Genomic DNA, 25,527 nt, shown 5'->3' with positions numbered 1-25,527 from the left:
GAGGCATATCCATGGGCAAGCGTTCGCCGCTGACGATGGGTCAGTGGGCGCCGCGTGCTCCCCTGGAGACGCGGCGACCCGGCGGGACGCCGGCGCCGCCGTCCGGCCGCCGGCGTACCACGGCAGGGCAGTGGGTGGCGCGTGCGGCCCTGCCCGTCGCGCTCGCCCTGTGGCTGCTCTCCCTGCGCCACGTGAACCTGAACGCCATGACGGACCTGGGTCTGCTCCAGGTGCTTCCGGTGCTCTTCTGGGTCGCTCTCGGTCTGCTCGCCGCCGGCTTCTGCGTGGCCCTGTCCGACCGGCGGACCCGGGGCGGCTGGTTCACCGCCTACGTCCTCGGCCTGATCGCCATCCTGCACGCCACTCCCGCCCTGCTGTACCCCACCCTGCGCTACGGCTGGGCGTGGAAGCACGTGGCGGTCGTGGACGCCATGATCCGCAACGGCGGCAGTGTGCCCGGTGCGGAGAAACTCGACGTCTACGACCAGTGGCCGGGCTTCTTCCACCTCAACGCCCTGGTGGTGCAGGCAACCGGCCTGGAGTCGTCGCTCGGCTACGCGGTGTGGGCCCCGCCCGTCAACAATGTCCTGCTGCTCGCCCCGCTGCTCCTGATCTACCGGGCCGTGACCACGAACCGGAGGCTCGTCTGGGGAGCCGTCTGGATCTTCTACTCCTGCTCGTGGGTCGGGCAGGACTACTTCGCGCCCCAGGCGTTCGCGTTCCTGCTCTTCGTCGCGCTCATCGCCCTCGTCATGGGGCAACTGCGGGCCTGTGCCGAGCGGCCACCGGGCGACAAGGCCAGGGCATGGCCCGTCGGCCGGTACCTGCTCGTCGTGCTGATCATGGCCGTGATCGTCTGCTCGCACCCACTGAGCCCGCTGATGACGGTCAGCGCCCTGGTCGCACTGTCGCTTCCGCGCCGCAACCGGCGCGTGCTGCTGCCGGTGCTGGGCGCCGGGGTGCTGCTGACCGTGGTCTGGGACGTCACCGTCGCGCGCCCCTTCGTCTCGGCCAACCTGGGCGAGTTCGTCAGCGCGCTGCTGGAGCCGGAATCCAACGTGGTCTCCGGGCTGGCCACCCTGGGCGCCGCCGCACCCGGGCAGGTGCAGGTCTCGTGGATCGACCGGAGTCTGTCGGCCGCGGTCTTCCTGCTGGCGGCCCTGGCGTTCGTCAGGCGCCGCTGGACCCGCCGCACCGGCTTGCCGCTGCTCGTCCTGGCTCCGCTGCCGGTCCTCGTCGCGAACTCCTACGGCGGCGAGATGATCTTCCGTGCCTACCTGTTCGCGCTGCCCGCCGCCGCCCTGCTCATCTCGGCCCTGCTGTTCGAGTCACGAAGACATCCACGGCTGCGCGTGTTCCTGGTCGCCCCGCTGCTGCTGGCGATGCTGGGCGGCCTGCTCTTCGGCTACTACGGCAAGGAGTCGGCCAACTACTTCACCAAGGAGGAGGTGGCGGCCACCCACTTCGTCACGGCCACCACGCCTCCCGGGTCCCTCATCGTCTCCCTCACGTCGGACGTGCCCGGCCTGGAGATGAACTACGACAAACATCCGCGGATCCAGCTCAACGAACAGGACCTCAAGGTCCGGCAACGGCTGGTGGCGAACCCGATCGAGGGTCTGGAGCCGTTCATCGACGGTGCCACCGTGCGCGAACCGGCGTACATCGTGCTGAGCCGCGCCCAGGCCGCGGAGTGCTACCTCAACGGCAGCCTGCCCGCCGACACCATGCAGCGCATGGACCGGGCGATGTCGAATACCTGGGGATTCGTGCGGGTGTTCCGCAACCAGGACGCGGTGGTCTTCCGCTACCAGAACCCCGACGCGGGAGAGGCGTCATGACCACGCTCCCCACGAGCCTTCCGCCACGCTGGAGATGGCCGCTGCGCATCGCGCTCGCGCTGTCCGGCTGGCTCGCCCTCGCCGCGACCCTGGCCCTGCCGGACGAGGGTGTCCCGCGGCTTCTGATCATCTGCGTGTTCCTGCTGCTGTGCCCGGGGTTCGCGGCCACCCGGTGGGCCAGGCCCACGCCCTGGCACGAGCGGGGGTGGCCGTTCGTCGTGGAGACCGCATTCCTGGCCGTGGTGCTCAGCCTGTGCCTGGGTGTCCTCGCGGTGGAGCCGTTCTACCTCAGCGAATCCTTCACCACCACGCGCGTGATCGTCACCCTCGCCGTCATGACGTCCCTCCTGGCCCTGCTGCCCCCACCGGGCAGTCGCCGGCCCCGACCGAGGCCCATCGCCCCGGACGACGCACCGCCGTCGCCCGGCGCCCGGCCCGCGTCGGCGACGGACACACCGCACGAGCCGGGCACGACGGCACCCGGCAAACCGCCCCCGCGGCCGCGGGGCCCCGGCCCGCCGAGCGACGGAGGCATCGTCGCCGTCGTCGGAGCCGGACCCTACGGCCTGGCCACCGCCTGCCACTTGCAAGCGGCCCGGGTACGGCTGCGGGTCTTCGGGGAGACCATGGAGTCGTGGCGTGCCCACATGCCCGACGGCATGCTCCTGCAGACCGTCCCGGCCGCCTCGGCGATCGCCGCCCCACGGCAGGGGTACGCCCTCGCGGACTTCCGCGCCGCACGGGGCCTGGACGGGGCCAACGACACCCGCCCGGTGTCGCTCGCCGAGTACATCGACTACGGACGCTGGTTCCAGGAGCACCTGGTGCCGGAACTGGAGCCGCGCCGGGTGCGCCGGATCCGGGCCGCGGAGGACGGCTTCCGGCTGCTCCTCGACTCCGGCGAGGAACCGCTCGCCGCCTCCGTGGTGCTCGCCACCGGCGCGGTGGCCTACGCCTACGTCCCCCGGGTGTTGCGTGCGTGCGCCGAGGAAGGGCTCGCCTCACACACCAGCCGGCACCGAGATCTGCGCCGCTTCACAGGAGAGCGCGTGGCCGTCCTCGGGGCCGGGCAGTCCGCCCTCGAGTACGCGACCCTGCTGCACGAGGCGCGGGCCCGCCCCACCGTCGTCGCCCGCACGCCGGCCGTGATCTTCGACCCACCGCCGCCGAACGGCGCGGGCGACCGTTCCCGGCCGCCGGGGCCAGGTTCACCGCTCGGCAGCGGGCACCCGCTGCTGGGCGCCGTGTGCCGGAACGGGGCGGCCTACCGCCGCCTCCCCGCACCGCTGCGCATGGAGTTGCTGCGCGCCGTACCGCGACCGTCCGGCGCCTGGTGGCTGAAGGAGCGGGCCGCGGGCCGGTTCCCGGTGCTGGGCGGCCGTACCCTGGTCGCCGCCGAGCCGGGGTACGGGGTGGTCCGGCTGCGGCTGCTCGACGAGCACGGCTGGCCGCAGGACATCGTGGTCGATCACGTCCTGGCCGCCACGGGCTACCGGGTCGACCTTCGCCGCCTGGACCTTCTCGATCCGGACCTGCGGCAGTCCCTGCGCGTCTTCGCCGGAGCGCCGGTGCTGACCTCCGGGTTCGAGTCGTCGACGCCCGGCCTGTACTTCACCGGGCTCGCGGCGGCCCCGAGCTTCGGGCCACTGCTGCGGTTCGTCACCGGCACCGGTTTCGCCGCCCACCGCCTCACCGCCGCCGTGACGGCCGGAAAACGGCGGTAGCCCCGTGCGCGCGCGACGGCTGCGCCCCGCCCTGGCCGCGTTGGCACTGGTGCTGGCCTTCGGCTGCGGCGCCACGGAGCCGGACGTGGCCCGGCCGAAGCCCGTGCCGCAGGACTGGGACCTGACGTTCCGCGACGAGTTCGACGGCTCGGACCTCGACACCGACCGCTGGGCGACCTGCTACGACTGGAACAAGGACGGTTGCACGAACAGCGGCAACGACGAGGAGCAGTGGTACCTGCCCGGCCAGGTCTCCGTCGGGGACGGTGAGCTGAGCCTGGACGCCGAGCGGCGCAGCACACGCGGCAGCGACGACAAGACGTACCCCTGGCGGTCCGGCATGATCTCGACCGGCAGGGACGACTGGTACGGCGACCCCCGGCACGTCTTCACCTACGGGTACTTCGAGGCGTCCATCCGCATTCCCGAGCAGGCGGGCATGTTCCCGGCCTTCTGGCTGATGCCGGCGTCCAAGTTCACGCCCCCCGAACTCGACATCATGGAGTTCCTCGGAGGCACCGAGCAGGTCTTCATGTACGCGCACTGGCGCAGCCCGGAGGGCGACCAGCGGGCACGTGGCACCTACGGGCCCGTTCCCTTCCCGGACAAGCACCACGTCTTCGGCATGCTCTGGACCCCCGACGAGGTGAGCTGGTACGTCGACGGGATCCGGCGCTTCCGGGTGACCGAACCCGAGCGGATCCCGCACGTGCCGATGGAGGTCCTGGTCAACCTCGCGGTCGGAGTACCGCAGTCGCCGCCCCCCTCGGTGGACTCCGCTCGGATGACGGTGGACTGGGTGCGTGTCTGGCAGGAGTGACGGACCCTCACCCGGCGGGCGTGGGCAGCGATGGGTAGGGGTGGTCGATGCCGGCCAGCAGGCGCCGGTAGCCGCGCCAGGCCTTGGTCCTGGTCCGCTCGGGGAACGGAGCCACGGGCGCGCCCGCGCCGTGTGCCCAGGCCAGGAAGCGGTCCCGTGTGGTGTCGGCGCGCACCATCAGCCGGGCGATGCGCAACGGTTCGTCCGCGCCGGAGCTGAAGCCGTACCGGACGGCCGTGGCCGAGGTCCAGCCCGCCTCGTCCACCAGCCGGCGGACCGAGCGGCTGGAGTAGCCATGAGGGTAGGCGAAGGCGTCGACACGATGCCCGAGGGCGTCCTCCAGACGGGCCTTGCAGCCCTCGACCTCCTCCCGGGCGTCCTGCCGCAGGAGAGTGTCCAGCTGGGGGTGGCTCCGGGTGTGCCCGCCGATCTCGACGAGCAGGTCCAGTTCCCGCACCTGACGCCAGGTCAGCATCGGTGCGGGCGGGAGGAGACTGCCCCTCTCCGGCGGCCAGGACGGTCCACCCAGCGCGCCCGTCGTGACGTAGAGGGTCGCCGGCAGCCCCCGGTCGGCGAGCAGCGGTGCCACGGTGGAGTGGAAGTCAGCGAACCCGTCGTCGAAGGTCAGCACGGCCGAGCGGGGCCGCAGCGGCGGACCGCCGCGCAGCGCGGCGACCAGGCGCCGCAGCGGGACGATCTCGAGACCGCTGTCCGTGAGGAGATCGAGCTGCTCGGCGAAGACCCGCGGGCGCACCGTGAAGGGGGCGATCCACGACGCGGGGTCGGCGGACACCGAGTGGTACAGGAAGACGGGGACGGGCTGGTGGGTCATGCCGCCCGCTCCCTCGCCGGAACGCGGTGGGCCGGTTCAGCGGGCGTGGAGCGCCGGGTGCGCACCGAGCCCACGGCGTACCCCGCGGCGGTGGCGCCGAGACCGAGGGTCAGGGCGAGGACCGTCCGCGCCGGGGCCGGCCGGGCGCGGCGGAGGGCCTCGCGGTAGGCGCGGGGGATGGTCGACGTGAGGTAGGCGCGCTCGCTGGACAGGGCGGCGGGGCCTTCGCTGTACTTCGCCACCAATGCTTTGGAGAGCCCCTCGGCGTAGCAGCGCGCCCGGAAGTACGACCATGTGGCGCGTGCGGCGGGGACGCGGTGCCGGACGGCGACCGAGGGGTCGTAGAGCAGGACGGCGTCCGGCCGGCGGGACCTGATGCGCAGGCACAGTTCGGTCTCCTCGCACCCGAGGGGCCGGGTCCCCACCCGGCCCAGGTCCGTGCGGAAGCCGCCGGCCGCGCGGAGCACATCCCTGCGGAAGGACATGTTGGCCCCGATGAAGTTGCGGATCGGTGCGGGCTCTTCGGGCAGTCCGCGGTACGAGCAGCCGACCACCCAGTCGAACTCCGGGGGGAACCAGGGGGGCCGGTCCGTCTCCCACCAGGGCACGACGAGCCCACCGACCCCGGCGACCCGAGGATCGCGGTGGTCCGCCAGGATGCGGGCCGTCCATGACGGATGTGCGGTGGCGTCGTCGTCGAGGAAGGCGACCACGTCCCCGACGGCCGCCTCGACGCCGGTGTTCCTGGCGCCGGACAGGCCCTTGTGCTGCTGGTTGGGCAGCACCCGGACGTCGTGCAGCATGCGGGTGGCGAGGCGGTGGAGTTCCGGGCAGTGGTCGACGACCAGCAGGACCTCGTCCGGCGGACGGGCCTGGGAGTGGACCGAGGCGATGGCGGCCTGGATGTCCTCCCAGCGTCCGAGTGTGTAGGCGCACACGATGACGGAGAGGCTCGGTGCGGTGTTCATGAGGTACTCCCGGAGCTCATGGCGTCCTGCCGGGAAGGGGCCGTCAGCCAGCGGGTCCGCCAGATCAGCAAGGGCGTGGCGATGAGGCACTCCGCCGCCAGCCAGGCGACACCCGCGCCCGTCACCCCGAGCACCGGCAGCAGCAGATGCACCAGCCCCAGCACCAGCACGCACAGGGTGATCTGCAGCCCGACCACCAGGCGCATGCGCCGGCGGGCACGCAACACGTCCACGGCCACGCTGAACACCAGGTTGGGCAGTGCGGAGAGGGCGAGCAGACGCAGCAGGGTGGTGCCGTTCTCGGCGTAGCCGGGCCCGAACAGCTTCAGGATCCACGGGGCCGCGGCGACGATCACGGCGACACCGGTGGCCAGCAGCATCCCGGAGTGGCGCAGTACCCGCAGCCCGTGTTCCGCCAGCCGTTCGGGGCGGCGCACCGCCTCGACGACCAGCGAGCTGCCCATGTTGCGCACCACCAGGAACAGCACGTAGCCGATGATCCAGGCGAGTGAGAAGTAGGCGCTCTGCTCCGCCCCGAGGGCGCTCAGCACCATCAGGGGCACGAGCGTGTAAGCGGCCATGCGGAACAGGGAGCCCGTGTAGTCGGCCGCGGCGTAGCTGAGCAGCCGCGGCGGGCGCACGGCGTCCGGGTTCTCCCGTTCGTGGCGTGGGACCGCCCGTCGCAGCAGGAGGTAGTTGGCCACGAGAAGGGAGACGAGCAGGGCTCCCGCCCAGGACAGCAGGATCCCGGTCTTCAGGACCAGGAGCGCGCCACCGGCGAGCAGCGCGATCTTGACGAATGCGAAGACCATGTTCTCCGCCACCACCCAGCCAGGGCGGCGCATCGCTGTCAGTGCCCCGTCCTGCAGGACGAAGATGGTGTACGCGGCGGTCGCCGCCACGAACCAGACCGCGACCAAGGGGTCCCGCAGAAAGGCCAGTTCGGGCGAGAGGGCGGGCACGAGGAGGACGAAGACGAGGCAGACCACGGCGCTCCACGAGGCGGTCACCGCGTAGCAGGTGAGCAGCAGTCTGCGGGTCTGGCGTCCGGAGCACGGCAGGAACCGGATCAGGAAGTCGTTGAGGTTGAGCTGGCCGATGTTGGCCAAGAGCAGGGACGCTGACAGGGCGGAGTAACTCACACCCACGACCTCGTCGTCGTACCAGTGGGTGGCGAACAGCCAGAAGATCGCGCCGACTCCCGCGTTGACCAGGGAACTGATCGCCAGCAGATGGCCGTTGCGCACCAGCGGCTCGCTGGGCAGGACGCGGGCGATCCCGGCGCGCACCGCCGTGGTCAGAGACCGCCCCGGGCCGGGTGTGTCCGTGGCCTCGGGCATGGTGTCCTGCGTCGTGTACACAATCTCTCCTCAGGCCCCGGCGCCGCCGGTGTGGTTCCGGCGGCGGCTGCGCAGATAGCCGACCGGTCCGTACAGCAGGCCGCGCCGTTCCAGGTGAGCGAGCCGTCGTGTCCGGGGGGTGTCCGCGTGCGCTGCGCGGTGCGTCCGTGCCAGGGCGTACCGGACGCCGCGGGGCAGCCTGCGCAGCAGGGCCGGGATCATGCGGGGCTCGTTCACCAGGGCGCCGGTGAGGTACGCGCCGAGACCGGCCCCGTAGCCGAACGCCTGGGCTTCCAGGGCGTCTTGCGTGCGGCGGTGGCGGTGCCAGACGATCGCTTCCGGCTGGTAGGCCAGGGTGTGACCGGCCGTCAGGACCCGGAAGAACGCGAGCAGGTCGTCGCCGCCGTGGGCCGGGGTCCCGGTGCCCGTGGCCGGGTCGAAACCGCCGAGCGCCCGCAGCGCGGACATGCGGAAGGCCATGTTGGTGCCGGAGCCGAAGCGCCCCGCCGTGAACGGGAACAGAGGGTCCTTCGGCGGGTCGCGCAGGGACCAGGTGCGCGGTGCGTACCCCTTGGCGAAACCGCCATGGTGCTCCAGCGCCGCCTGGGCCGCGGTCTCCAACTCGGCCGGGACGATGAGTCCGGTGACGCAGCCGACACCGGGATCCTGGGCGAAGCCCTCCGCGATCGCGGTGAGCCAACCCGGATCGACCAGGGTGTCGTCGTCGGTGAAGGCGGCGATCTCGCCGCAAGCGGCGGCCAGGCCCCGGTTGTGCGCGTGGGCCAGGCCTGCCTTCGGCTCCCGGACGTAGCGCACCCGGCCCCCGTACACGTCCCGGACCAGCCGCTCGGCCGCGTCGTCGGCCGGGGCGTTGTCCACGACGATCACCTCGAAGCGCGGGTAATCCGCCCGGAGCAGGGAGTTCAGGCACTGGCGGAGCATCCCGGGCCGGTTGTGCGTCGCGATGATCACGCTGATGAACGGCGCGGCGGACGAGGCTCTCGGGACGGTTCGTGATCCCGCGGCCGGCATCACGAACCGTCGGCGTGCCGTGTCCGCCACACACCGCCACAGGTCCTCGGGGCCGCCGCCCGAAGCCGCCGCGCCGGATGCCGAGATCAGACCCAGGGGATGCCCGCGCAGCCGCACCAGGGCCAGCACCGGCGCGGTAGGGCGGATCGGCCCCGGGCCGCCGGGCGGACGAAACTCGTACGGCCGCGCCAGATCCACGTCGACGACCTCGACCGGGAAGTACCCGGACGCGGTGGGGCGCGTGTCCGGGTACTCCGGATGACGGATTCTGGCGGCTGGACGGAGACTGAAGCTCATGCCGGGCTCCGTCCGGCCCTGGCCCCGGGCCGTTCGGAAAGCAGCGTACGCAGCACCCGGCGGCCGTCGGAGATGGCGTGCAGGTTGGATCGGCCGCTGCGCCGGGGCAGTTCGAGGCTCGGGACCTCGGCGATGCGCAGACCCGAGCGCAGGGCATGGGCGATCATCTCGGTCTCGATCTCGAATCCGGAGGAGTGCAGGTTCAGGTCGTCGAGGAATTCGCGGCGGAAGGCGCAGAACCCGTAGCACAGGTCCGTCAGCTTGGCGTCGTACAGGTGGTTCACGGCGGCCAGCAGCACCTGGTTGCCGAGCCGCCGGATGCGCGTGATGTCGAGCGAGCCGCCGCCCGCGATGAACCTGGACCCCTTCACGAAGTCGAAACCGTTGTCAAGGAAGTGCACGTAGTGGGGGATCTCCCCGGGCAGCATGCTGCCGTCGGCGTCCATCATCACGATGTAGTCGCCGGTCGCGGAAAGGAAGCCGGTGCGCAGGGCGTTCCCCTTGCCCGGACCGCTCTGGGCGACGGGGTGGACGGCCGGCAGGCACCGGATCGCCATGTGGACCGTGGCGTCGACGGAGTCTCCGTCGACCAGGATGACCTCGTCGACACAGTCCGGGATCTGCTCGAAGACCCAGGGGATGTTGCGGGCCTCGTTCCGTGCCGGGACGACCAGGCTCACGGTGGCGCGCGGCGGGGGACGGTCTCCGGCCCGGCGCAGGGGGTGCGGGGACCCGTTGGCACGGGCGTCGAAGGAGGTGCGCTCGGTCAGCTGCTGAGTGTCGTTCATAGTGCCGGTATCTCCGCGTCGGCGTCTCGCGGTGACGCCATATATTTATGGTGTATACGTACATCTTGCCCGTTTTGTTCCTGAGGTCAAGAGGAGTGTGACCGGAGTAGGGTGGAAAGCGGCAAAGTGCACGACGGCGTAGCCCTCCGATCATGAACGCACGCATCGAGGATTACGCCCTCATCAGCGATCTGGAGACGGCCGCCATGGTCGGCCGGGACGGGTCGGTCGACTGGTTGTGTCTGCCCCGTTTCGACTCGCCCGCCTGTCTGGCGGCCCTGCTGGGTACCGAGGACAACGGACGCTGGCGGGTCGCCCCCGTCGCCGCCGGGCTCTGTGCCCGCCGGTCCTACCGAAGTGACACGCTCGTTCTGGACTCCGTGTGGGAGACCGCCACGGGCGCGGTGCGTGTCACGGACTTCATGCCCCCGCGTGCCGGCGTGCCGTGCATCGTCCGCATCGTCGAGGGACTGTCCGGCACGGTCGACGTGCGCAGCGAACTGCGGCTCCGGTTCCACCAGGGCCGTGTCGTCCCGTGGGTCCGGGAGGTAGGCCACTGCACCGTCGCCGTCGCCGGACCGGACGCCGTCTGGCTCGGCGGCGACGGCCACGTGCGGGACAGGGGCGACCCCGACGCCACGGTCTGGGACTTCACCGTCACCGCGGGGCGCCGCCTGGCTCTGACCCTGGGATGGACCCCGTCCCGTCGGTCCGTGCCGCCCACGCCCCTGTCCGTCCCGGCGGAGACCGCCGTGAAGGAGACCGTCGACTTCTGGCGGCGCTGGGCAGCGCAATGCCGCTACCAGGGGCCGTGGCGGGACGCCGTCGTGCGGTCCCTCATCACCCTCAAGGCGCTCACCTACGCCCCCACGGGCGGCATCGTCGCCGCCCCCACCACCTCGCTGCCCGGATGCATCGGGGGCGAGCGCAACTGGGACTACCGGTTCTGCTGGCTGCGCGACTCCACCAGCGCCCTGTCCTGCCTGCTGCGCAGCGGATACCGGGACGAGGCCACGGCATGGCTGGGCTGGCTGGTGCGGGCCCTCGCGGGGGACCCCGCCGATCTGCAGACCGTTTACGGAGTCAAGGGGCAGCGGCTGCTGCCGGAGACCGAGGCGCCCTGGCTGTCCGGTTACGAGGGGTCCCGGCCCGTGCGGTTCGGGACCTCGGCGGTGGGCGGCTTCCAGCTGGACGTGTACGGCGAGGTCATGGACACGCTGTGGCTGTCGCTGCGCGCCGGGATCCCGATGCCCGCTCATGTGTGGGACGTGGTCGAGTCGCTCATGGGCTTCCTGCTCCGACACTGGCGCGAACCGGACCAGGGGTTGTGGCAGGTGGGGGGCCCGCGGCGGCAGTTCACGCACTCCAAGGTGATGACGTGGGTGGCCGCCGACCGTGCCGTGCGCATGGGTGAACTGCTCGGACGCAACGCCTCCGCCGGGGAATGGCAGGCCATGCGGGACGAGGTGCACCGGCAGGTCTGCCGGGAGGGCTGGGACCCTGCCCAGGCGTCCTTCGTGCAGTCGTACGGCGCGCCGGGCCTGGACGCTTCAGCCCTGCTCATTCCCCGGGTCGGGTTCCTGCCTGCCCGCGACGAGCGGGTGCGCGGGACCGTGCGCGCCATGGACGGCCTCAAGCGCGGAGGGTTCGTACGCCGGTACGCGCAGGGCGGTGCCGGGCCCGGGCAGGCGGACGGCATCGACGGCGCCGAGGGCACGTTCGTGTCGTGCTCGCTCTGGTACGCCGACGCCCTCGCCGTGACGGGGCACCGGCAGCAGGCCCGCGAGGCCTTCGAGCGGGTCCTCGCCATCCGCAACGACGTCGGTCTGCTGGCCGAGCAGTGGGACCCGGACACGGGTCGCCAACTGGGCAACGCGCCCCAGGCTTTCAGTCACATCGCGCTGGTGGAGACGGCGTTCGGCCTGTCACCGCCGCCCACACCAGCACCGTCATGGACTTCGTCCCGTAGACGCCGTAGCGCGGTGCCGGCCGGCCGACGGTGACCCGGCCCGGTCTCGCACATCCGCGCGCCCTCTGGCAGTCAGGTCAGTCCCGTGCCGGCCCGCTCAGTCCTGCGCCGACGCCCCCTCGGCGTTCCGCCGCCGCAGCACCGCCTCGCCCTGCTCGACCGTCAACGGACGGGCGAACAGGAAGCCCTGCCCGTACCGGCAGCCGATGTCCGCCAGCAGTTCCCGCTGGGGCTGCTCCTCGATGCCCTCGGCGATCACCTGGAGGCCGAGCGTGTCGGCGAGATGGACGATGCCCTCGACCAGGGCGACCTGCCGGGGGTCCTCCGGGATGCCGTCGATGAAGGACTTGTCGATCTTGAGTACGTCGACGGGGAAGTCACGGAGATAGCGCAGCGAGGAGAACCCGGTGCCGAAGTCGTCGACGGCGATGCGCACCCCGCGGTCCTTCAGCGCCTGGATCTGCGCGTCGATCTGGTCGGTCCGCCGCATGAGCACCGACTCGGTGAGTTCCAGCTGGAGCGTGCCGGGGGCGAGGCCGGTGCTGTCCAGGGCGGTGCACACCTCGTCCAGGAAGCCCGTATCCCGCCACTGCCGGGCGGACACGTTGACGCTGAGATACGGCGGCGGGTCGAGCAGCCGCGTGCGGTGCTGGAGCCGGGCGATGTCGGCCGTGGCCCGGCGCAGCACCCAGGCTCCCAGTGCCGAGATGTGCCCGGTCTCCTCGGCGAGCGGGATGAACTGCCCCGGCGGGACCGGATCGGGCCCGAGCTCCGGCCAGCGGGCCAGTGCCTCGAAGCCGACGACCTCGCCCCCGGCGATCTCCACCACGGGCTGGTAGCGCAGGCCGAACTCCTCCTCGCTGACGGCCTTGTCGAGCCGCGCCTGGAGGTCGTGCCGCTCCACCACCCGGACCCGTTGCTGGGGCTCGAACCGGCGCCAGGTGCGCTTGCCGGACGCCTTGGCCGCGTAGAGCGCCAGATCGGCGAGCGCCAGCAGTTCCCCGGCGTCCGTGCTGTCCCTGGCCGTGGCCACGCCCACGCTGGCCGAGACGCCCACCGACTCCTCCGCCAGGTGGAACGGCCGGCTGAGCGTGCGGACCACGTGTGCGGCCAGCACCTCGGCGTCGAGGGGCTCGTGGGCGTCCTCCATCAGCACGGCGAACTCGTCGCCGCCGAGCCGGGCGGCGGTGTCGGTACGGCGCAGCGTCCCCGACAGGCGTTCTGCCACGGCACACAGCAGCCGGTCGCCGACCGCGTGGCCGAGCGTGTCGTTGACGATCTTGAAATCGTCCAGGTCGACGAAGAGCAGACACGTGGTCGTCGCCTCCCGGTGACCCCGGCGCAGCGCGCGTTCGGTCCGCTCCAGCAGCAGAGTGCGATTGGGCAGTCCGGTCAGGGAGTCGTGGAAGGCCCGCTGGGTGAGTTCGTGCTCCAGCTGCCGCTGCTCGGTGACGTCGCGCAGGGTGACGACCAGACCGCCGATGGTCGGGTCCAGCCGCAGGTCACGGCAGCGCACCTCCACCTCGATGCGGTCCGTGTCCCGGACCACCCGCCACAGGTCGTACGCTTCCTGGCGCCCGCTGCCGCGCGGGTCTGCCAGGGTGCGGACCGCCCGGTCCCGCTCCCGGGGGTCGACCAGGTCCGGCAGCCGCATCCCGGTGAGCGCGGCACCGCCGAACACGGTCCGCGCGGACGGACTGGCGTAACGGACGGTGGTGTCGTCGTTGACGATGAGGATGACGTCCGAGGCGTTGTGCACCAGGGTGCGGAAGTAGGCCTCGCTCTCCTTGTGGATGACCTCCCGGCGGAGCGCGATGCGTTCCGTCGCCAGCCCCGTGTGCGAGGCGAGCAGCTCCAGCGAGCCGCGCATCTCGGTGAGTTGCCGCTCGGAGCCGGCCGCCAGCAGCGCTCCCGGGAGCTCGCCGCCGTCCGGCCGCTCGGGCTGGACCATGGGACAGAGCAGGGCGGTCGGCAGGCCGCCGATCCGGGCGGCGAGGCCCGGTCCCAGCGCAAGGACCGGAACCATGAGGGTGCGGCTGCGGGCGAGGCCGCCCGGCCCGTCCCGCGCGGCCTCGCCGCAGTCGGTGCCACGGGGGCAGGGCGAGCGTGTCAGACGGGCGTACAGGTCCTGCGTCTCCCCGGCCGAGAGGAGCAGCGTCGCGTGGCGGCCCTGCGGCCCGAAGAGGGCGGTGACCGCCGCGTCGCAGGCCCGCGCGATCTCCTCCGGCCAGAAGGCCCCGACCAGGGAGGCGGCGGCGGTGCGCAGGGCCAGTTCCCGGGTCATGGCTCTGCGGTGCGCGACGACCATCAGGGTGAGCCGGAAGATCACCAGCAGGAACAGCACGCCGGAGAGCGCGGCCAGTTTCCTGGCGTCGTAGACCAGGCCCTGGCTCTCCTCGTGGACGAGGATCGCGGGCGGGGTCAGTGTCGCGATGCCGAGCAGCAGCAGCCGGCGCCGGGGCGGCAGCAGGGACCGCGGAGCGGAGTCCGCGGCGGCCGGCCGCGCCATGGAGGGGTGCAGCGCGGCCAGTCCCCAGGCCGTGTAGAAGACGATCCAGCCCGAGTCCAGCAGCGTGCCCGCCTGCCAGGTGCCGTTGAGCCGGAGGACGCCGTAGGCGATGTCGGAGCAGAGCAGGGTGAGGGTGCCCAGGACGAGCAGCTGGACGGCGCGACTGGGGCCGAGCCCCGGGCCGCGGGTCAGGAGCCGGACCAGCAGGGCCAGGACCAGGACGTCCCCGAGCGGGTAGGCGATGCTGATCGCGCGCTGTGGCCAGCTCAGCCCCTCCAGCCGGGCCAGCGGCTGCACCAGGTACACCCACACCGGCAGGGCGAGCCCGGCCGTGATGACCACGGCGTCCAGCAGGCCCGGCAGGTCACGGCCCGCCCAGCGGTAGCGCGCCAGCCCCGACAGCCCCAGGGCGAACAGGGGGTACCCGAGGAGGTAGCAGGCGTCCGCCGGCGACGGGAACGGATTCGACGCGGAGAAGTACGCCTCCTGCGCGTTGTAGTAGGTGTCGCCTGCGGCGAAGGCCAGCAGCCCGGCGGCCAGCACCAGCCACGGCCAGCGGTGTGCGGGCCGGTGGACCCGCACACCCACGAGCACGGCCGTCGCCCCCGCCAGTCCGATGAGGGCCCACAGCGGCGTACGCAGGGACGGAACACTCATGTAGAGAGCGGTGAGGACCCCGACCAGCGTGAGGTGAACGGCCATCAGCCGGCGAGCGGGGGGCGCGTTACGACTCGCCGTACGGGTCGCGCGCAAAGCCAGGGGCCGCATGACGGCCTAGTCCTTCGTCTCCGGGTGCGCGGACTCCACATATCCGTCCGGGTTGAGCCGCTGGAAGCGCCAGGCGTCCCGGCACACGTCGGCCAGGTCCCTGGTGGGGTGCCAGCCCCAGGCGCGTGTCACGGCCGTCGCGTCGGCGACCAGCTCGGCGACGTCCCCTGGGCGACGCGGCGCGACGTCGTACGGCAGGGGTTTGCCGCAGGCTCTCGAGAACGTGTCGATCACGTCGAGGACCGAACTGCCCGAGCCCCCTCCCAGGTTGTACACGTGCAGGCCCGGGGCGCCGCCCAGGTGGTCCAGTGCCACCCGGTGCGCCTCGACGGCGTCCATGACGTGGAGATAGTCCCGGATCCCGGTGCCGTCGCGGGTCGGGTAGTCGTCGCCGAACACGGAGAGCTTGTCGCGCCGGCCGACGGCCACCTGCGCGAGGTACGGCAGCAGGTTCTCGGGGGTGTGGCGCGGGTCCTCGCCGAGCAGACCGCTGGGGTGGGCCCCGGCCGGCACGGGATAGCGCAGGCACACCACCGTGTAGCCGGGATCGCGGCGGCAGACGTCGGCGAGGATCTGTTCGCAGATCCACTTCGAGGCCGCGTACGGCGTTCCGGGACGGGCGGGCGTGTTCTCGTCGAGCGGACCGCGCCCGGCGTCGCCGTAGACCCAGCAGGAGGACGGATAGACCAGCCGGTGCACGCCGTGCTCGTGCATGGTCCGCAGCAGGGCGGTGGTGCCGCCGACGTTGGTGTCGTAGTACGGGACGGGCATCCGTGTCGACAGGCCCCCCGCCTTGTGCGCGGCAAAGTGCACGACGGCGTCCACGGAGTGTCGGTCGAAGACGGCCGAGAGGGCGTGCCGATCACGGATGTCCAGTTCGTAGACGGCGCCGACGAAGCGGCCGGCGATCCGTTCCACCCGGGCGAAGACCTGCGGAGTGCTGTTGGAGTAGTCGTCGACCACGATCACCTCGTAGCCGTGGTCCAGCAGTTCCACGCAGGTGTGACTGCCGATGAAACCGGCCCCGCCCGTGACGAGGACCGTCGAGGGCGCCCAGGAAGATCGGGACCCTCGAGCGGTCGGCGACTGGTTCCTGCGGGCCATACCAGACTCCCGCGTCGGGTGCGGTCGGGGCGGCACCGTATGTTTACGGTGTATATGTACGACTTTGCACCCGGGCTCGGGGTCCGGTCAAGGTCTCACCAGCAACTGGAAGTCGAACGTGTACCGCGACGCCCGGTAGAGGTGCGTCCCGTACTCGACCGCGCGGCCGGTGTCGTCGTAGGCCGTACGCTGCATGGTGAGCAGCGCCGCGCCCTCCTCCTCGTCCAGCCGGGCGGCCTCCTGCGCGGTGGCCGCGCGGGCGCTGACGCGCTGCCGGGCGCTGTGCAGGGTGATGCCCGCCGAGCGCATCACGCGGTACAGGCCCGTCGATTCCAGGCGTGTGTCGTCGAGGGGCACGAGAGACGTCGGCAGGTAGTTGCACAGCAGGGCCACCGGCTGGCCGTGCGTGCAGCGCAGCCGGTCCAGGACGGTGACCTCGCTGCCCTCCGCGACGCCGAGGGCGGCGGCCACGTCACAGGAGGCCGGGACGACCTCGAGGCGCACGACCTGCGTGGTGGGCCCCTGCCCGGCCTCCTCCAGGTCGTCGTAGAGGCTGCTCAGCTCCAGCGGGCGCTTGACCTGGCTGTGCACCACCTGCGTGCCCACCCCGCGCCGCCGGACCAGCAGCCCCTTGTCGACGAGGGACTGGATGGCCTGGCGGACCGTGGGACGGGACAGGCCGAGGCGTACCGAGAGGTCGACCTCGTTGCCCAGGAGGTCCCCCGGGGCGAGGGCCCCGTGCTCGATCGCCGCCTCCAGCTGCCGCGCGAGCTGGTAGTACAGCGGCACGGGGCTGCCACGGTCCAGGGCGAAGTCCAGCGAGCTGAGCGCGGGAGCGGCCGCGGTGCGGGCCCGGCCACCGGTCCTCGCCATGGATGATCCCCCCTTGGGCGTCAGGAGTTGCTCGGGAAACCGAGGTTGATGCCGCCGGCGTCGGCCGGGTCCGGCCAGCGCGTGGTGATCACCTTGCCCTGGGTGTAGAAGGCGATGCCGTCGTTGCCGTAGACGTGCAGGTCGCCGAAGAGCGAGTCCTTCCAGCCGCCGAAGGAGTGGTAGCCGACCGGGACCGGGATCGGCACGTTGACGCCGACCATGCCCGCCTTGACCTCCAGCTGGAAGCGGCGGGCGGCGCCGCCGTCCCGGGTGAAGATCGCGGTGCCGTTGCCCCAGCGGGAGTCGTTGATCAGCTTGATGGCCTCTTCGTACGTGTCCGCGCGGACCACGCACAGCACCGGGCCGAAGATCTCGTCGCGGTACGCGTCCGCCGTCAGAGGCACCCGGTCCAGGAGGGAGACGCCGAGGAAGAAGCCGTCCTCGTGGCCCTCGACCGAGAAGCCGGTGCCGTCGACGACGACCTCCGCGCCCTGCTCGGCGGCCGACGCCACGTACGACGCCACCTTGTCGCGGTGCTCGCGGGTGATCAGCGGGCCCATCTCGGACGCCGGGTCGTTGCCCGGGCCGATCTTCAGGTTCTTCGCCCGCTCGGCGATCTTGCCGACCAGCTCGTCGCCGGTGTCGCCGACCGCGACCACGACCGACACGGCCATGCAGCGCTCGCCCGCCGAGCCGTACGCCGCGTTGATGGCCTGGTCGGCGGCGTGGTCCAGGTCGGCGTCGGGCAGGACCAGCATGTGGTTCTTGGCGCCGCCCAGGGCCTGCACCCGCTTGCCGTGCTCGACCGCCTTGAGCTGGATGTACTTGGCGATCGGGGTCGAGCCGACGAAGGAGACCGCCTCGATGTCCGGGTGCTCCAGAATGCGGTCCACGGCCGTCTTGTCGCCCTGCACGACGTTCAGGACGCCGTCCGGCAGGCCCGCTTCGGAGGCCAGCTCGGCCAGGCGGAAGGAGGCCGACGGGTCCTTCTCCGAAGGCTTCAGCACGAACGTGTTGCCGCACGCGATGGCCAGCGGGAACATCCACATCGGCACCATCGCCGGGAAGTTGAACGGCGTGATGCCCGCGACCACGCCCAGCGGCTGGCGGATCGATGCCACGTCGACCCGGGTGGAGACCTGCGTGGACAGCTCACCCTTGAGCTGGACGCTGATACCGCACGCGAGTTCGACGATCTCCATGCCGCGCGCGACCTCGCCGAGCGCGTCGGAGTGCACCTTGCCGTGCTCGGCGGTGATCAGCTCGGCGATCTCGTCGCGGTGGGCGTCCAGCAGCTCGCGGTACTTGAACAGCACCGCCGTGCGCTTGGCGAGCGAGGACTCACCCCAGGACTCGAAGGCGGCCTTGGCGGAGGCGACGGCGGCGTCCACGTCGTCGACGGCCGCGAACGCGACCTGCTTCTCCTGGGCGCCGGTGGCCGGGTTGTAGACGGGGCCGAAGCGGCCGGAGGTGCCCTCGACGGGCTTGCCGTCGATCCAGTGGGTGATGGTCTTCATGGTGCGCAAGGGCCTTTCGTGAGCCTGGGATTCAAGCCTGGAGTGCAGCGGGTGTTCACAGGTGGCGACGGCGTCCGGCGACCTGCCGGTCGTAGCGCTCGCGGGCCTCGACGGCGGCCTCGCGGGAGGCGGTCTCGGCCACCGGCACGTCCCACCAGGCCTCGGCCGGGGGAGCGGTCGGGGCCGGGTCGGTCTCGACGTACACGCACGTCGGCCGGTCGGAGGCGCGGGCCGCGGCCAGCGCCTCGCGCAGTTCGCGCACCGTCTTGGCGCGCAGGACGTCCATGCCGAGGCTGGCCGCGTTGGCGGCCAGGTCGACGGGCAGCGGGGCGCCGGTGAAGGTGCCGTCGGCGGCCCGGAACCGGTAGGCGGTGCCGAACCGCTCGCCGCCGGTCTCCTCCGACAGCCCGCCGATGGAGGCGTAGCCGTGGTTCTGGAGGAGGACGATGTTGAGCGGCAGACCCTCCTGGACGGCCGTGACGATCTCCGTCGGCATCATCAGGTAGGTGCCGTCGCCGACCAGCGCCCACACCGGCGTACCGGGAGCGGCCTGCTGGACGCCGATGCCGGCCGGGATCTCGTAGCCCATGCAGGAGTAGCCGTACTCCAGGTGGTACTGGCGCGGGCTGCGGGAGCGCCACAGTTTGTGCAGGTCGCCGGGGAGCGACCCGGCCGCGTTGATCACCACGTCGTCGTCGCCCACGGCCGCGTCCAGCGCGCCGAGCACCTGCGTCTGGGTCGGGACCGCGCTCTCATCGTCGGCGCGGTAGGCCGCCTCGACGACCTCGTCCCAGCGCTCCTTGCCGGCGCGGTACTCGGCCTCGTACGCCTCGCTCACGCGGTGGCCGGAGAGCGCCTCCAGCAGCCTCTCGAGGCCTGACTTCGCATCGCACACCAGCGTGCGCGCGGCCAGCTTGTGCGCGTCGAAGCCGGTGATGTTGAGGTTGAGGAACCGCACGTCCGGGTTCTGGAAGAGCGTGCCGGAGGCCGTGGTGAAGTCCGTGTAGCGGGTGCCCACGCCGATGACGAGGTCGGCGGTGCGGGCGAGGTCGTCGCTGACGGCCGTGCCGGTGTGGCCGATGCCGCCGAGGTCGGCGGGGTGGTCGTGGCGCAGTGACCCCTTGCCCGCCTGGGTGGAGGCGACGGGGATGCCGGTGGCGTCCGTGAACGCCTTCAGCGCCGCCTCCGCCTCGCTGTGGTGGACGCCGCCGCCCGCGACGATCAGGGGGCGCTCGGCCGACCGGATCGCCTCGACCGCCGCCGTCAGCTCCACGGGGTCCGGCGCGGGACGCCGTACGTACCAGACGCGCTCGGCGAAGAACTCCTCCGGCCAGTCGTACGCCTCCGCCTGCACGTCCTGGGGCAGGGCCAGGGTGACGGCGCCGGTCTCGGCCGGGTCGGACAGCACGCGCATCGCCTGGAGCGCCGACGGGATGAGCGCCTCGGGGCGCGTGATGCGGTCGAAGTACCTCGACACCGGGCGCAGGGTGTCGTTGACCGACACGTCGGCCTCGACCGGGTGCTCCAGCTGCTGGAGCAGCGGGTCGGCGGAGTGCGAGGCGAAGTAGTCACCGGGCAGGAGCAGCACCGGCAGCCGGTTGATCGTCGCCAGGGCGGCACCGGTGACCAGGTTGGTGGCGCCCGGGCCGATCGAGGTCGTCACGGCCTGCGCGGACAGGCGGTTGAGGTGCCGGGCGTAGCCGACCGCCGCGTGCACCATCGACTGCTCGTTGCGGCCCTGGTGGAACGGCATGACGCCCTCGCCCGCCTCCAGGAGGGCCTGGCCGACACCCGCCACGTTGCCGTGGCCGAAGATGCCCCAGGTCCCGGCGATCAGCCGGCGCCGCACGCCGTCCCGCTCGGTGTACTGGACGGACAGGAACCGCACCAGCGCCTGGGCGGTCGTCAGTCGGCGGGTGGTGGCGCTCATGCGGAGGTCTCCGGGGCGGTGTAGAGGGGCAGTCGGGGATCGACCGGCTGGTCCGGCCAGGTGTCGCGGACCCAGGCGTGGTCGGGGTGGTCGCAGATCAGCCAGGCGCGCTCGGCCTCCGGGCCCGCCATGACGTTGAGGTAGTACATGTGGTGGCCGGGCGTGGCCATCGACGGCCCGTGCCAGCCGTCCGGGATCAGCACGACGTCGCCGTCGCGGACCTCGGCCAGGACATCGGTGTCGCGGCCCGGGCCGGACGGGGAGACGCGCTGGTAGCCGAGGCCGGGGATGCCGTCGTGGCCGGCGAACTCGAAGTAGTAGATCTCCTCCAGCACGGACTCCTCGCCCGGCCGGTGCTCGTCGTGCTTGTGCGGCGGGAACGACGACCAGTTGCCGCCCGGGGTGATCACCTCGACCGCGATGAGCTTGTCGCACTCGAAGACCCCGGCCGCGCCGAAGTTGTTGACCTGCCGGGAGCAGTTGCCGGTGCCCCGCAGTTCCACGGGCACCTCGGAGGCGGGGCCGTAGCGGGCGGGCAGCCGGCGGGTGCAGCGCGCGCCGGTCAGCGCGAACCGGCCGCCGGCGGCGGACGTCACGGTCGCCCGGGCGTCGCGCGGCACGTACGCGAAGTCGCTGACGCCGCTGAAGACGTCCCTGCGGCCCTGGAGCTCGAAGGTGTCCTGGCCGAAGTCGTCCGTCGCGGCGACCGTGCAGCCGCCGCTGAGCGGGACGACGATCCACTCGCTGTCGCCGGCCTCGAAGGAGTGCGTGCCGCCCGGCGGCAGCTGCAGGATCCGCAGGCTGGAGTGTCCCCAGCCGGCCTTCTCCGGCGTGACGTCGACGGTGTAGGGGCCGCCGAGGGCCTTACCCGCGGGGAGGTGATACGTCATCGTGTGCCTTTCGGGTCACAACAGGCCGACAGAGCGACTCACAACAGACCGACGGCCGTGTCCACCGCCTCTTCCACGCTGCCCCCGGCCGGGTAGAGCAGCGAGCGCCCGACGACCATGCCCTGCACGGTGGGCAGGCGCAGGGCCTTGCGCCAGCGTTCGTACGCGCCCTCCTGGTCGCCGCCGACCTCGCCGCCGAGCAGGACGACGGGGAGCGTGGAGGTCTCCAGCACCTGGGCCATGTCGTCCGGGTCGTCGGTGACGGGCAGCTTCAGCCAGGTGTAGGCGGAGGTGCCGCCCAGGCCCGCGGAGATCGCGATGGAGCGGGTGACGGCCTCGGCGGACAGGTCGTTGCGCACCTTTCCGTCGACCCGCCGGGAGATGAACGGCTCGACGAACAGGGGGAGTTGCCGGGCGGCCATGGCGTCGATGGCACGGGCGGTGGACTCCAGGGTGGTGAGCGAGCCCGGGTCGTCGTAGTCGATGCGGACCAGGAGCTTGCCGGCGTCGAAGCGGAGCCGGGCGATGTCCTCGGCGCGGTGGCCGGTGAAACGGTCGTCCATCTCGAACACGGCGCCGGCGAGGCCGCCGCGGTTCATCGAGCCCATGACGACCTTGTTCTCCAGCACCCCGAGCAGGAGCAGGTCCTCCAGGATGTCGGCGGTGGCGAGCACCCCGTCGACCCCGGGCCGCGACAGCGCGAGGCAGAGCCGTTCCAGCAGGTCGGCGCGGTTGGCCATGGCCAGGCGCCGGTCGCCGACCGCGAGGGCGCCGCGCGCCGGGTGGTCGGCGGCCACGATCATCAGCCGGCCGCTGTCGCCGATCAGCGGGCGGCGCACCCGGCGGGCGGCCGCCTCGGCGACGGCCTCGGGATTGCGGGCCCGGACCGTGGTGAGGTCGGGGATGCCGATGTTCAATGCAGGCTCCGTTCAGTGACTCGTGCTCGGCGACGACACCGTGGCGAGGAGGTCCTCGACCTCGGACTCGGCGGGCATCGCGGAGGAGCAGGCGAGGCGTGAGGCGACGAGGGCGCCGGCGGCGTTGGCGTGCCGCATGGTCTTCTCCAGGTCCCAGCCGGCGAGCAGGCCGTGGCAGAGGGAGCCGCCGAAGGCGTCGCCCGCGCCCAGGCCGTTGACCACCTCGACCGGCACCGGCGGCACTTCGGCGCGGGTGCCGTCGCGGTGCACGGCCAGGACGCCCTTGGGGCCCTGCTTGACGACGGCCAGTTCCACGCCCGCCTCCAGCAGCGCGTCGGCGCAGGCCTGCGGTTCGCGCACGCCGGTGGCGATCTCGCACTCGTCGAGGTTGCCGACCGCGACGGTGGCGTGGCGCAGCGCCTCGCGGTAGTACGGGCGGGCCTCCTCGGGGTCGGCCCAGAACATCGGCCGCCAGTCGAGGTCGAAGACGGTGATCCCGGCCTTGTCGCGGGCCTTGAGGGCGGCGAGCGTGGCGGAGCGGCTCGGCTCCTCGCTCAGGCCGGTCCCGGTGATCCAGAAGATCCGGGCCCCGCGGATCGCGAAGAAGTCCAGCTCGTCGGTGTGGATCTCCAGGTCGGGGGCCTTGGGGCGGCGGTAGAAGTACAGCGGGAAGTCGTCCGGCGGGAAGATCTCGCAGAAGGTGATCGGCGTCGGGTGGGCGTCGACCGGGGTGACCCAGCGGTCGTCGACGCCGAAGGACGTCAGCTCCTCGTGCAGGTAGGTGCCGAAGGGGTCGTTGCCGGTCCGGGTGATCACGGCCGTACGGCGTCCGAGGCGCGCCGCGGCGACCGCCACATTGGCCGCCGAACCTCCCAGAAATTTCCCGAACGTCTCCACCTGGGGCAGCGGGACGCCGGTCTGGAGGGGATAGAGGTCGACCCCGATGCGGCCCATCGTGATCAAGTCGAAATACTGGGCTGGCTCGGCCATGCGCGACCTCCTCGGGAAGCTGGGGATGCGGGTCCTGAGCCCGCCTGACACCGTGGGGCGTGGGTGACCTGGGACCTGCCGCCCTACAGGTGTAGGCGGCGAAGGACGACCCTGTCAATAGTTTGTACTTACATTCGGACCTGCTTGTGAAATGATGTCTTAACAAAGTATTGACAGCGAGCGCGGCAAGGACTTGTATCCCGTGGCATCGCAACAGTCTGTTTGCGGCATCATGATCCGGACTCCGTAAGGCTCCGGGACCACGGATCCCTCGTGATCCCTCCCCTTTCCCCCGCAGTAGCACAGTGAGGTGCCAGGAAAGATGGACCGCTCTTCTCACCCCCGCTCCCGCAGGATCGCGCCGGTTGTCGCCGTTGCCGCGGCGGCGGCCCTGACCCTCGCCGGCTGCTCCAGCAGTTCCGGGGGCAAGAAGTCCGAGGAAGGCGCCGCGAACGCCTCCGCCGGCAAGGCGACCACGCCCCGTATGACCGTCGCCCTCGTCACGCACCAGGCTCCCGGTGACACCTTCTGGGACACCGTGCGCAAGGGCGCCGAGGCCGCCGCCGCCAAGGACAACATCAAGCTCGTCTACTCTGCCGACCCGAACGCGGGCAACCAGGCCAACCTGGTCCAGAACGCGATCGACCAGAAGGTCGACGGCATCGCCGTCACCCTGGCCAAGCCCGACGCCCTCAAGGGCGTCATAGGCAAGGCCGAGAAGGCCGGCATACCCGTGGTCGGACTCAACTCCGGCCTGAGCGACTGGAAGAAGCTCAACCTGCTGGAGTTCTTCGGCCAGGACGAGTCCGTCGCGGGCGAGGCCTTCGGCAAGAAGCTCAACGAGGTCGGCGCCAAGAACGTCCTCTGCGTCATGCAGGAGCAGGGCAACGTCGGCCTGACGCAGCGCTGCGACGGCGTGGCGAAGACCTTCGAGGGCAAGGTCGACCCGCAGAACGTCAACGGCACCGACATGCCGGCCGTGAAGTCGACGATCACCGCCAAGCTGAAGCAGGACCCCTCCATCGACTACGTCGTCACCCTCGGCGCCCCCTTCGCGCTGACCGCGGTGCAGTCGGTCTCCGACGCCGGCAGCAAGGCGAAGATCGCCACCTTCGACCTGAACAAGGACCTGATCAAGTCCATCAAGGCCGGCGACATCCAGTTCGCCGTCGACCAGCAGCCCTACCTCCAGGGCTACCTGGCCGTCGACGGCCTGTGGCTCTACAAGAACAACGGCAACTACAGCGGCGGCGGCGAGCAGCCCGTGCTGACCGGCCCGGCCTTCGTCGACAAGTCCAACGTCGACAAGATCGGGGAGTTCGCCGCGAAGGGCACCCGGTGATGAGCATGACCCAGCAGGCCACGCCGGCGGTGGACACACCGCCGGCCCCCGGCCCCAAGCAGTCCGACGGCCGCACGCGGCAGCGCCCGCTGGCGCTGCGGCTGCTGGCCCGGCCCGAGGTCGGCGTCTTCCTCGGCGCCGTCGCCGTGCTCGTGTTCTTCCTGTTCGCGGCACCGCCGGTGCGCGACGGCAGTTCGATGGCCAACATCCTGTACCAGTCGTCGACCATCGGGATCATGGCGCTGCCCGTGGCCCTGCTGATGATCGGCGGCGAGTTCGACCTGTCGGCCGGTGTCGCGGTGATCACCTCGGCGCTCACCGCGTCGATGCTCAGCTACCAGCTGACCATGAACGTCTGGGTCGGCGTGATCGTCGCCCTGCTCGTGTCGCTCGCGATCGGCGCGTTCAACGGCTGGCTGCTGGTCAAGACCGGGTTGCCCAGCTTCCTGGTCACCCTCGGCACCTTCCTGATCCTCCAGGGCGTGAACCTCGCCGTGACCAAGCTGGTCACCGGCAACGTCGCCACGGACGACATCAGCGACATGGACGGCTTCTCCCAGGCGCAGAAGATCTTCGCGTCGACGTTCGAGGTCGGCGGGGTCAACGTCAAGATCACCGTGGTGTGGTGGCTGGTCTTCGCGGCCCTGGCCACCTGGGTGCTGCTGCGCACCAAGTACGGCAACTGGATCTTCGCGGTCGGCGGCAACAAGCACTCCGCCCGGGCCGTCGGTGTCCCGGTGACCTTCACCAAGATCTCCCTGTTCATGCTGGTCGGCTTCGGCGCCTGGTTCGTCGGCATGCACCAGCTGTTCTCGTTCAACACCGTGCAGTCCGGCGAGGGCGTGGGCCAGGAGCTCATCTACATCGCCGCGGCCGTCATCGGCGGCTGTCTGCTGACCGGTGGCTACGGCTCCGCGATCGGCCCGGTCTTCGGCGCCTTCATGTTCGGCATGGTGCAGCAGGGCATCGTCTACGCCGGCTGGAACCCGGACTGGTTCAAGGCCTTCCTCGGCGTGATGCTCCTGGGCGCCGTCCTCATCAATCTGTGGGTCCAGCGCACGGCGACCCGGAGGTGA

The 25,527-nt window shown here is 71.6% G+C and carries 19 protein-coding genes; 6 read left to right on the top strand and 13 right to left on the bottom strand.

Annotation, left to right across the window (positions count from 1 at the left end; all coding sequences use genetic code 11):
- Nucleotides 1-11: 11 nt before the first annotated feature.
- Genes ACIBL4_RS02435 through ACIBL4_RS02425 form a run of 3 tightly spaced genes read left to right on the top strand, consistent with a single transcriptional unit; the run spans nucleotide 12 to nucleotide 4,385 of the window.
- A complete protein-coding gene (locus tag ACIBL4_RS02435; RefSeq protein WP_399405686.1) occupies nucleotides 12-1,841 on the top strand; it encodes a glycosyltransferase in 1,830 nt (609 codons plus the stop codon).
- On the top strand, nucleotides 1,838-3,565 hold the full coding sequence (locus tag ACIBL4_RS02430) for an NAD(P)-binding domain-containing protein (RefSeq protein WP_399405683.1): 1,728 nt from the start codon (nucleotides 1,838-1,840) through the stop codon (nucleotides 3,563-3,565). Before ACIBL4_RS02435 ends, ACIBL4_RS02430 begins: the two co-directional genes overlap by 4 nt.
- 4 nt (nucleotides 3,566-3,569) lie before the next feature.
- A complete protein-coding gene (locus ACIBL4_RS02425; protein WP_399405681.1) occupies nucleotides 3,570-4,385 on the top strand; it encodes a family 16 glycosylhydrolase in 816 nt (271 codons plus the stop codon).
- 7 nt (nucleotides 4,386-4,392) lie between these two features.
- On the opposite strand, the gene ACIBL4_RS02420 is transcribed toward ACIBL4_RS02425, so the two are convergent.
- From ACIBL4_RS02420 to ACIBL4_RS02400, 5 genes are read right to left on the bottom strand one after another with little or no spacing between them, the layout of a single operon-like run.
- The gene (locus tag ACIBL4_RS02420) at nucleotides 4,393-5,217 is read right to left on the bottom strand and encodes a polysaccharide deacetylase family protein (protein ID WP_399405679.1); all 825 of its coding nucleotides are present in this window, start codon (nucleotides 5,215-5,217) and stop codon (nucleotides 4,393-4,395) included.
- Nucleotides 5,214-6,185: a glycosyltransferase family 2 protein gene (locus tag ACIBL4_RS02415; RefSeq protein WP_399405677.1), complete on the bottom strand. Its 972-nt coding sequence runs from the start codon at nucleotides 6,183-6,185 to the stop codon at nucleotides 5,214-5,216. Before ACIBL4_RS02415 ends, ACIBL4_RS02420 begins: the two co-directional genes overlap by 4 nt.
- On the bottom strand, nucleotides 6,182-7,546 hold the full coding sequence (locus ACIBL4_RS02410; protein ID WP_399405675.1) for a lipopolysaccharide biosynthesis protein: 1,365 nt from the start codon (nucleotides 7,544-7,546) through the stop codon (nucleotides 6,182-6,184). Before ACIBL4_RS02410 ends, ACIBL4_RS02415 begins: the two co-directional genes overlap by 4 nt.
- A 9-nt stretch (nucleotides 7,547-7,555) precedes the next feature.
- Nucleotides 7,556-8,854 carry a glycosyltransferase gene (locus ACIBL4_RS02405; protein ID WP_399405673.1) on the bottom strand — a complete coding sequence of 433 codons (1,299 nt, stop codon included), beginning with the start codon at nucleotides 8,852-8,854 and terminating at the stop codon, nucleotides 7,556-7,558.
- A complete protein-coding gene (locus tag ACIBL4_RS02400) occupies nucleotides 8,851-9,642 on the bottom strand; it encodes a glycosyltransferase family 2 protein (RefSeq protein WP_399405671.1) in 792 nt (263 codons plus the stop codon). Before ACIBL4_RS02400 ends, ACIBL4_RS02405 begins: the two co-directional genes overlap by 4 nt.
- Before the next feature lie 152 nt (nucleotides 9,643-9,794).
- Between ACIBL4_RS02400 and ACIBL4_RS02395 the strand changes: the two genes are divergently transcribed.
- Nucleotides 9,795-11,645 (top strand): glycoside hydrolase family 15 protein, encoded by a 1,851-nt coding sequence (locus ACIBL4_RS02395; RefSeq protein WP_399405669.1) that lies wholly within the window; start codon nucleotides 9,795-9,797, stop codon nucleotides 11,643-11,645.
- A 63-nt stretch (nucleotides 11,646-11,708) separates the two neighbouring features.
- Here ACIBL4_RS02395 and ACIBL4_RS02390 read toward each other — a convergent pair whose 3' ends face one another.
- From ACIBL4_RS02390 to iolC, 8 genes are all read right to left on the bottom strand, one after another.
- On the bottom strand, nucleotides 11,709-14,822 hold the full coding sequence (locus ACIBL4_RS02390) for a putative bifunctional diguanylate cyclase/phosphodiesterase (RefSeq protein ID WP_399406540.1): 3,114 nt from the start codon (nucleotides 14,820-14,822) through the stop codon (nucleotides 11,709-11,711).
- 72 nt (nucleotides 14,823-14,894) lie between these two features.
- The gene (gene galE, locus ACIBL4_RS02385) at nucleotides 14,895-15,992 is read right to left on the bottom strand and encodes a UDP-glucose 4-epimerase GalE (protein ID WP_399405667.1); all 1,098 of its coding nucleotides are present in this window, start codon (nucleotides 15,990-15,992) and stop codon (nucleotides 14,895-14,897) included.
- An 87-nt stretch (nucleotides 15,993-16,079) separates the two neighbouring features.
- A complete protein-coding gene (locus tag ACIBL4_RS02380) occupies nucleotides 16,080-16,865 on the bottom strand; it encodes a GntR family transcriptional regulator (protein ID WP_399405665.1) in 786 nt (261 codons plus the stop codon).
- A gap of 20 nt (nucleotides 16,866-16,885) precedes the next feature.
- Nucleotides 16,886-18,382, bottom strand: a complete 1,497-nt coding sequence (locus tag ACIBL4_RS02375) for a CoA-acylating methylmalonate-semialdehyde dehydrogenase (RefSeq protein WP_399405663.1) — start codon at nucleotides 18,380-18,382, stop codon at nucleotides 16,886-16,888.
- Between the two features lie 55 nt (nucleotides 18,383-18,437).
- Complete coding sequence (iolD, locus tag ACIBL4_RS02370) at nucleotides 18,438-20,312, bottom strand: 3D-(3,5/4)-trihydroxycyclohexane-1,2-dione acylhydrolase (decyclizing) (protein WP_399405661.1); 1,875 nt, start codon at nucleotides 20,310-20,312, stop codon at nucleotides 18,438-18,440.
- The gene (iolB, locus tag ACIBL4_RS02365; protein ID WP_399405659.1) at nucleotides 20,309-21,202 is read right to left on the bottom strand and encodes a 5-deoxy-glucuronate isomerase; all 894 of its coding nucleotides are present in this window, start codon (nucleotides 21,200-21,202) and stop codon (nucleotides 20,309-20,311) included. Before iolB ends, iolD begins: the two co-directional genes overlap by 4 nt.
- A 38-nt stretch (nucleotides 21,203-21,240) precedes the next feature.
- On the bottom strand, nucleotides 21,241-22,119 hold the full coding sequence (locus ACIBL4_RS02360) for a deoxyribose-phosphate aldolase (RefSeq protein ID WP_399405657.1): 879 nt from the start codon (nucleotides 22,117-22,119) through the stop codon (nucleotides 21,241-21,243).
- Nucleotides 22,120-22,131: 12 nt separating this feature from the next.
- Entirely contained in the window at nucleotides 22,132-23,109 is a 978-nt protein-coding gene (iolC, locus tag ACIBL4_RS02355) for a 5-dehydro-2-deoxygluconokinase (protein WP_399405655.1), read from the bottom strand.
- A gap of 322 nt (nucleotides 23,110-23,431) precedes the next feature.
- Between iolC and ACIBL4_RS02350 the strand changes: the two genes are divergently transcribed.
- The gene (locus ACIBL4_RS02350; protein WP_399405653.1) at nucleotides 23,432-24,451 is read left to right on the top strand and encodes a sugar ABC transporter substrate-binding protein; all 1,020 of its coding nucleotides are present in this window, start codon (nucleotides 23,432-23,434) and stop codon (nucleotides 24,449-24,451) included.
- Nucleotides 24,451-25,527, top strand: a complete 1,077-nt coding sequence (locus tag ACIBL4_RS02345) for an ABC transporter permease (RefSeq protein ID WP_356922816.1) — start codon at nucleotides 24,451-24,453, stop codon at nucleotides 25,525-25,527. Before ACIBL4_RS02350 ends, ACIBL4_RS02345 begins: the two co-directional genes overlap by 1 nt.

It is taken from the genome of Streptomyces sp. NPDC050416 (genome assembly GCF_044458845.1).
In the GTDB taxonomy this organism is placed as follows: domain Bacteria; phylum Actinomycetota; class Actinomycetes; order Streptomycetales; family Streptomycetaceae; genus Streptomyces.
This window is presented reverse-complemented; position numbering and strand designations above follow the sequence as displayed.

Coding starts and splice junctions, on each gene's coding strand:
- ACIBL4_RS02400 (WP_399405671.1), bottom strand. CDS start 9,642: ATGAACGACACTCAGCAGCTGACCGAGCGCACCTCCTTCGACGCCCGT.
- ACIBL4_RS02415 (WP_399405677.1), bottom strand. CDS start 6,185: ATGAACACCGCACCGAGCCTCTCCGTCATCGTGTGCGCCTACACACTC.
- ACIBL4_RS02390 (WP_399406540.1), bottom strand. CDS start 14,822: ATGGCCGTTCACCTCACGCTGGTCGGGGTCCTCACCGCTCTCTACATG.
- galE (WP_399405667.1), bottom strand. CDS start 15,992: ATGGCCCGCAGGAACCAGTCGCCGACCGCTCGAGGGTCCCGATCTTCC.
- ACIBL4_RS02395 (WP_399405669.1), top strand. CDS start 9,795: ATGAACGCACGCATCGAGGATTACGCCCTCATCAGCGATCTGGAGACG.
- ACIBL4_RS02345 (WP_356922816.1), top strand. CDS start 24,451: ATGAGCATGACCCAGCAGGCCACGCCGGCGGTGGACACACCGCCGGCC.
- iolB (WP_399405659.1), bottom strand. CDS start 21,202: ATGACGTATCACCTCCCCGCGGGTAAGGCCCTCGGCGGCCCCTACACC.
- ACIBL4_RS02380 (WP_399405665.1), bottom strand. CDS start 16,865: ATGGCGAGGACCGGTGGCCGGGCCCGCACCGCGGCCGCTCCCGCGCTC.
- iolD (WP_399405661.1), bottom strand. CDS start 20,312: ATGAGCGCCACCACCCGCCGACTGACGACCGCCCAGGCGCTGGTGCGG.
- ACIBL4_RS02375 (WP_399405663.1), bottom strand. CDS start 18,382: ATGAAGACCATCACCCACTGGATCGACGGCAAGCCCGTCGAGGGCACC.
- ACIBL4_RS02420 (WP_399405679.1), bottom strand. CDS start 5,217: ATGACCCACCAGCCCGTCCCCGTCTTCCTGTACCACTCGGTGTCCGCC.
- ACIBL4_RS02430 (WP_399405683.1), top strand. CDS start 1,838: ATGACCACGCTCCCCACGAGCCTTCCGCCACGCTGGAGATGGCCGCTG.
- ACIBL4_RS02350 (WP_399405653.1), top strand. CDS start 23,432: ATGGACCGCTCTTCTCACCCCCGCTCCCGCAGGATCGCGCCGGTTGTC.
- ACIBL4_RS02405 (WP_399405673.1), bottom strand. CDS start 8,854: ATGAGCTTCAGTCTCCGTCCAGCCGCCAGAATCCGTCATCCGGAGTAC.
- iolC (WP_399405655.1), bottom strand. CDS start 23,109: ATGGCCGAGCCAGCCCAGTATTTCGACTTGATCACGATGGGCCGCATC.
- ACIBL4_RS02435 (WP_399405686.1), top strand. CDS start 12: ATGGGCAAGCGTTCGCCGCTGACGATGGGTCAGTGGGCGCCGCGTGCT.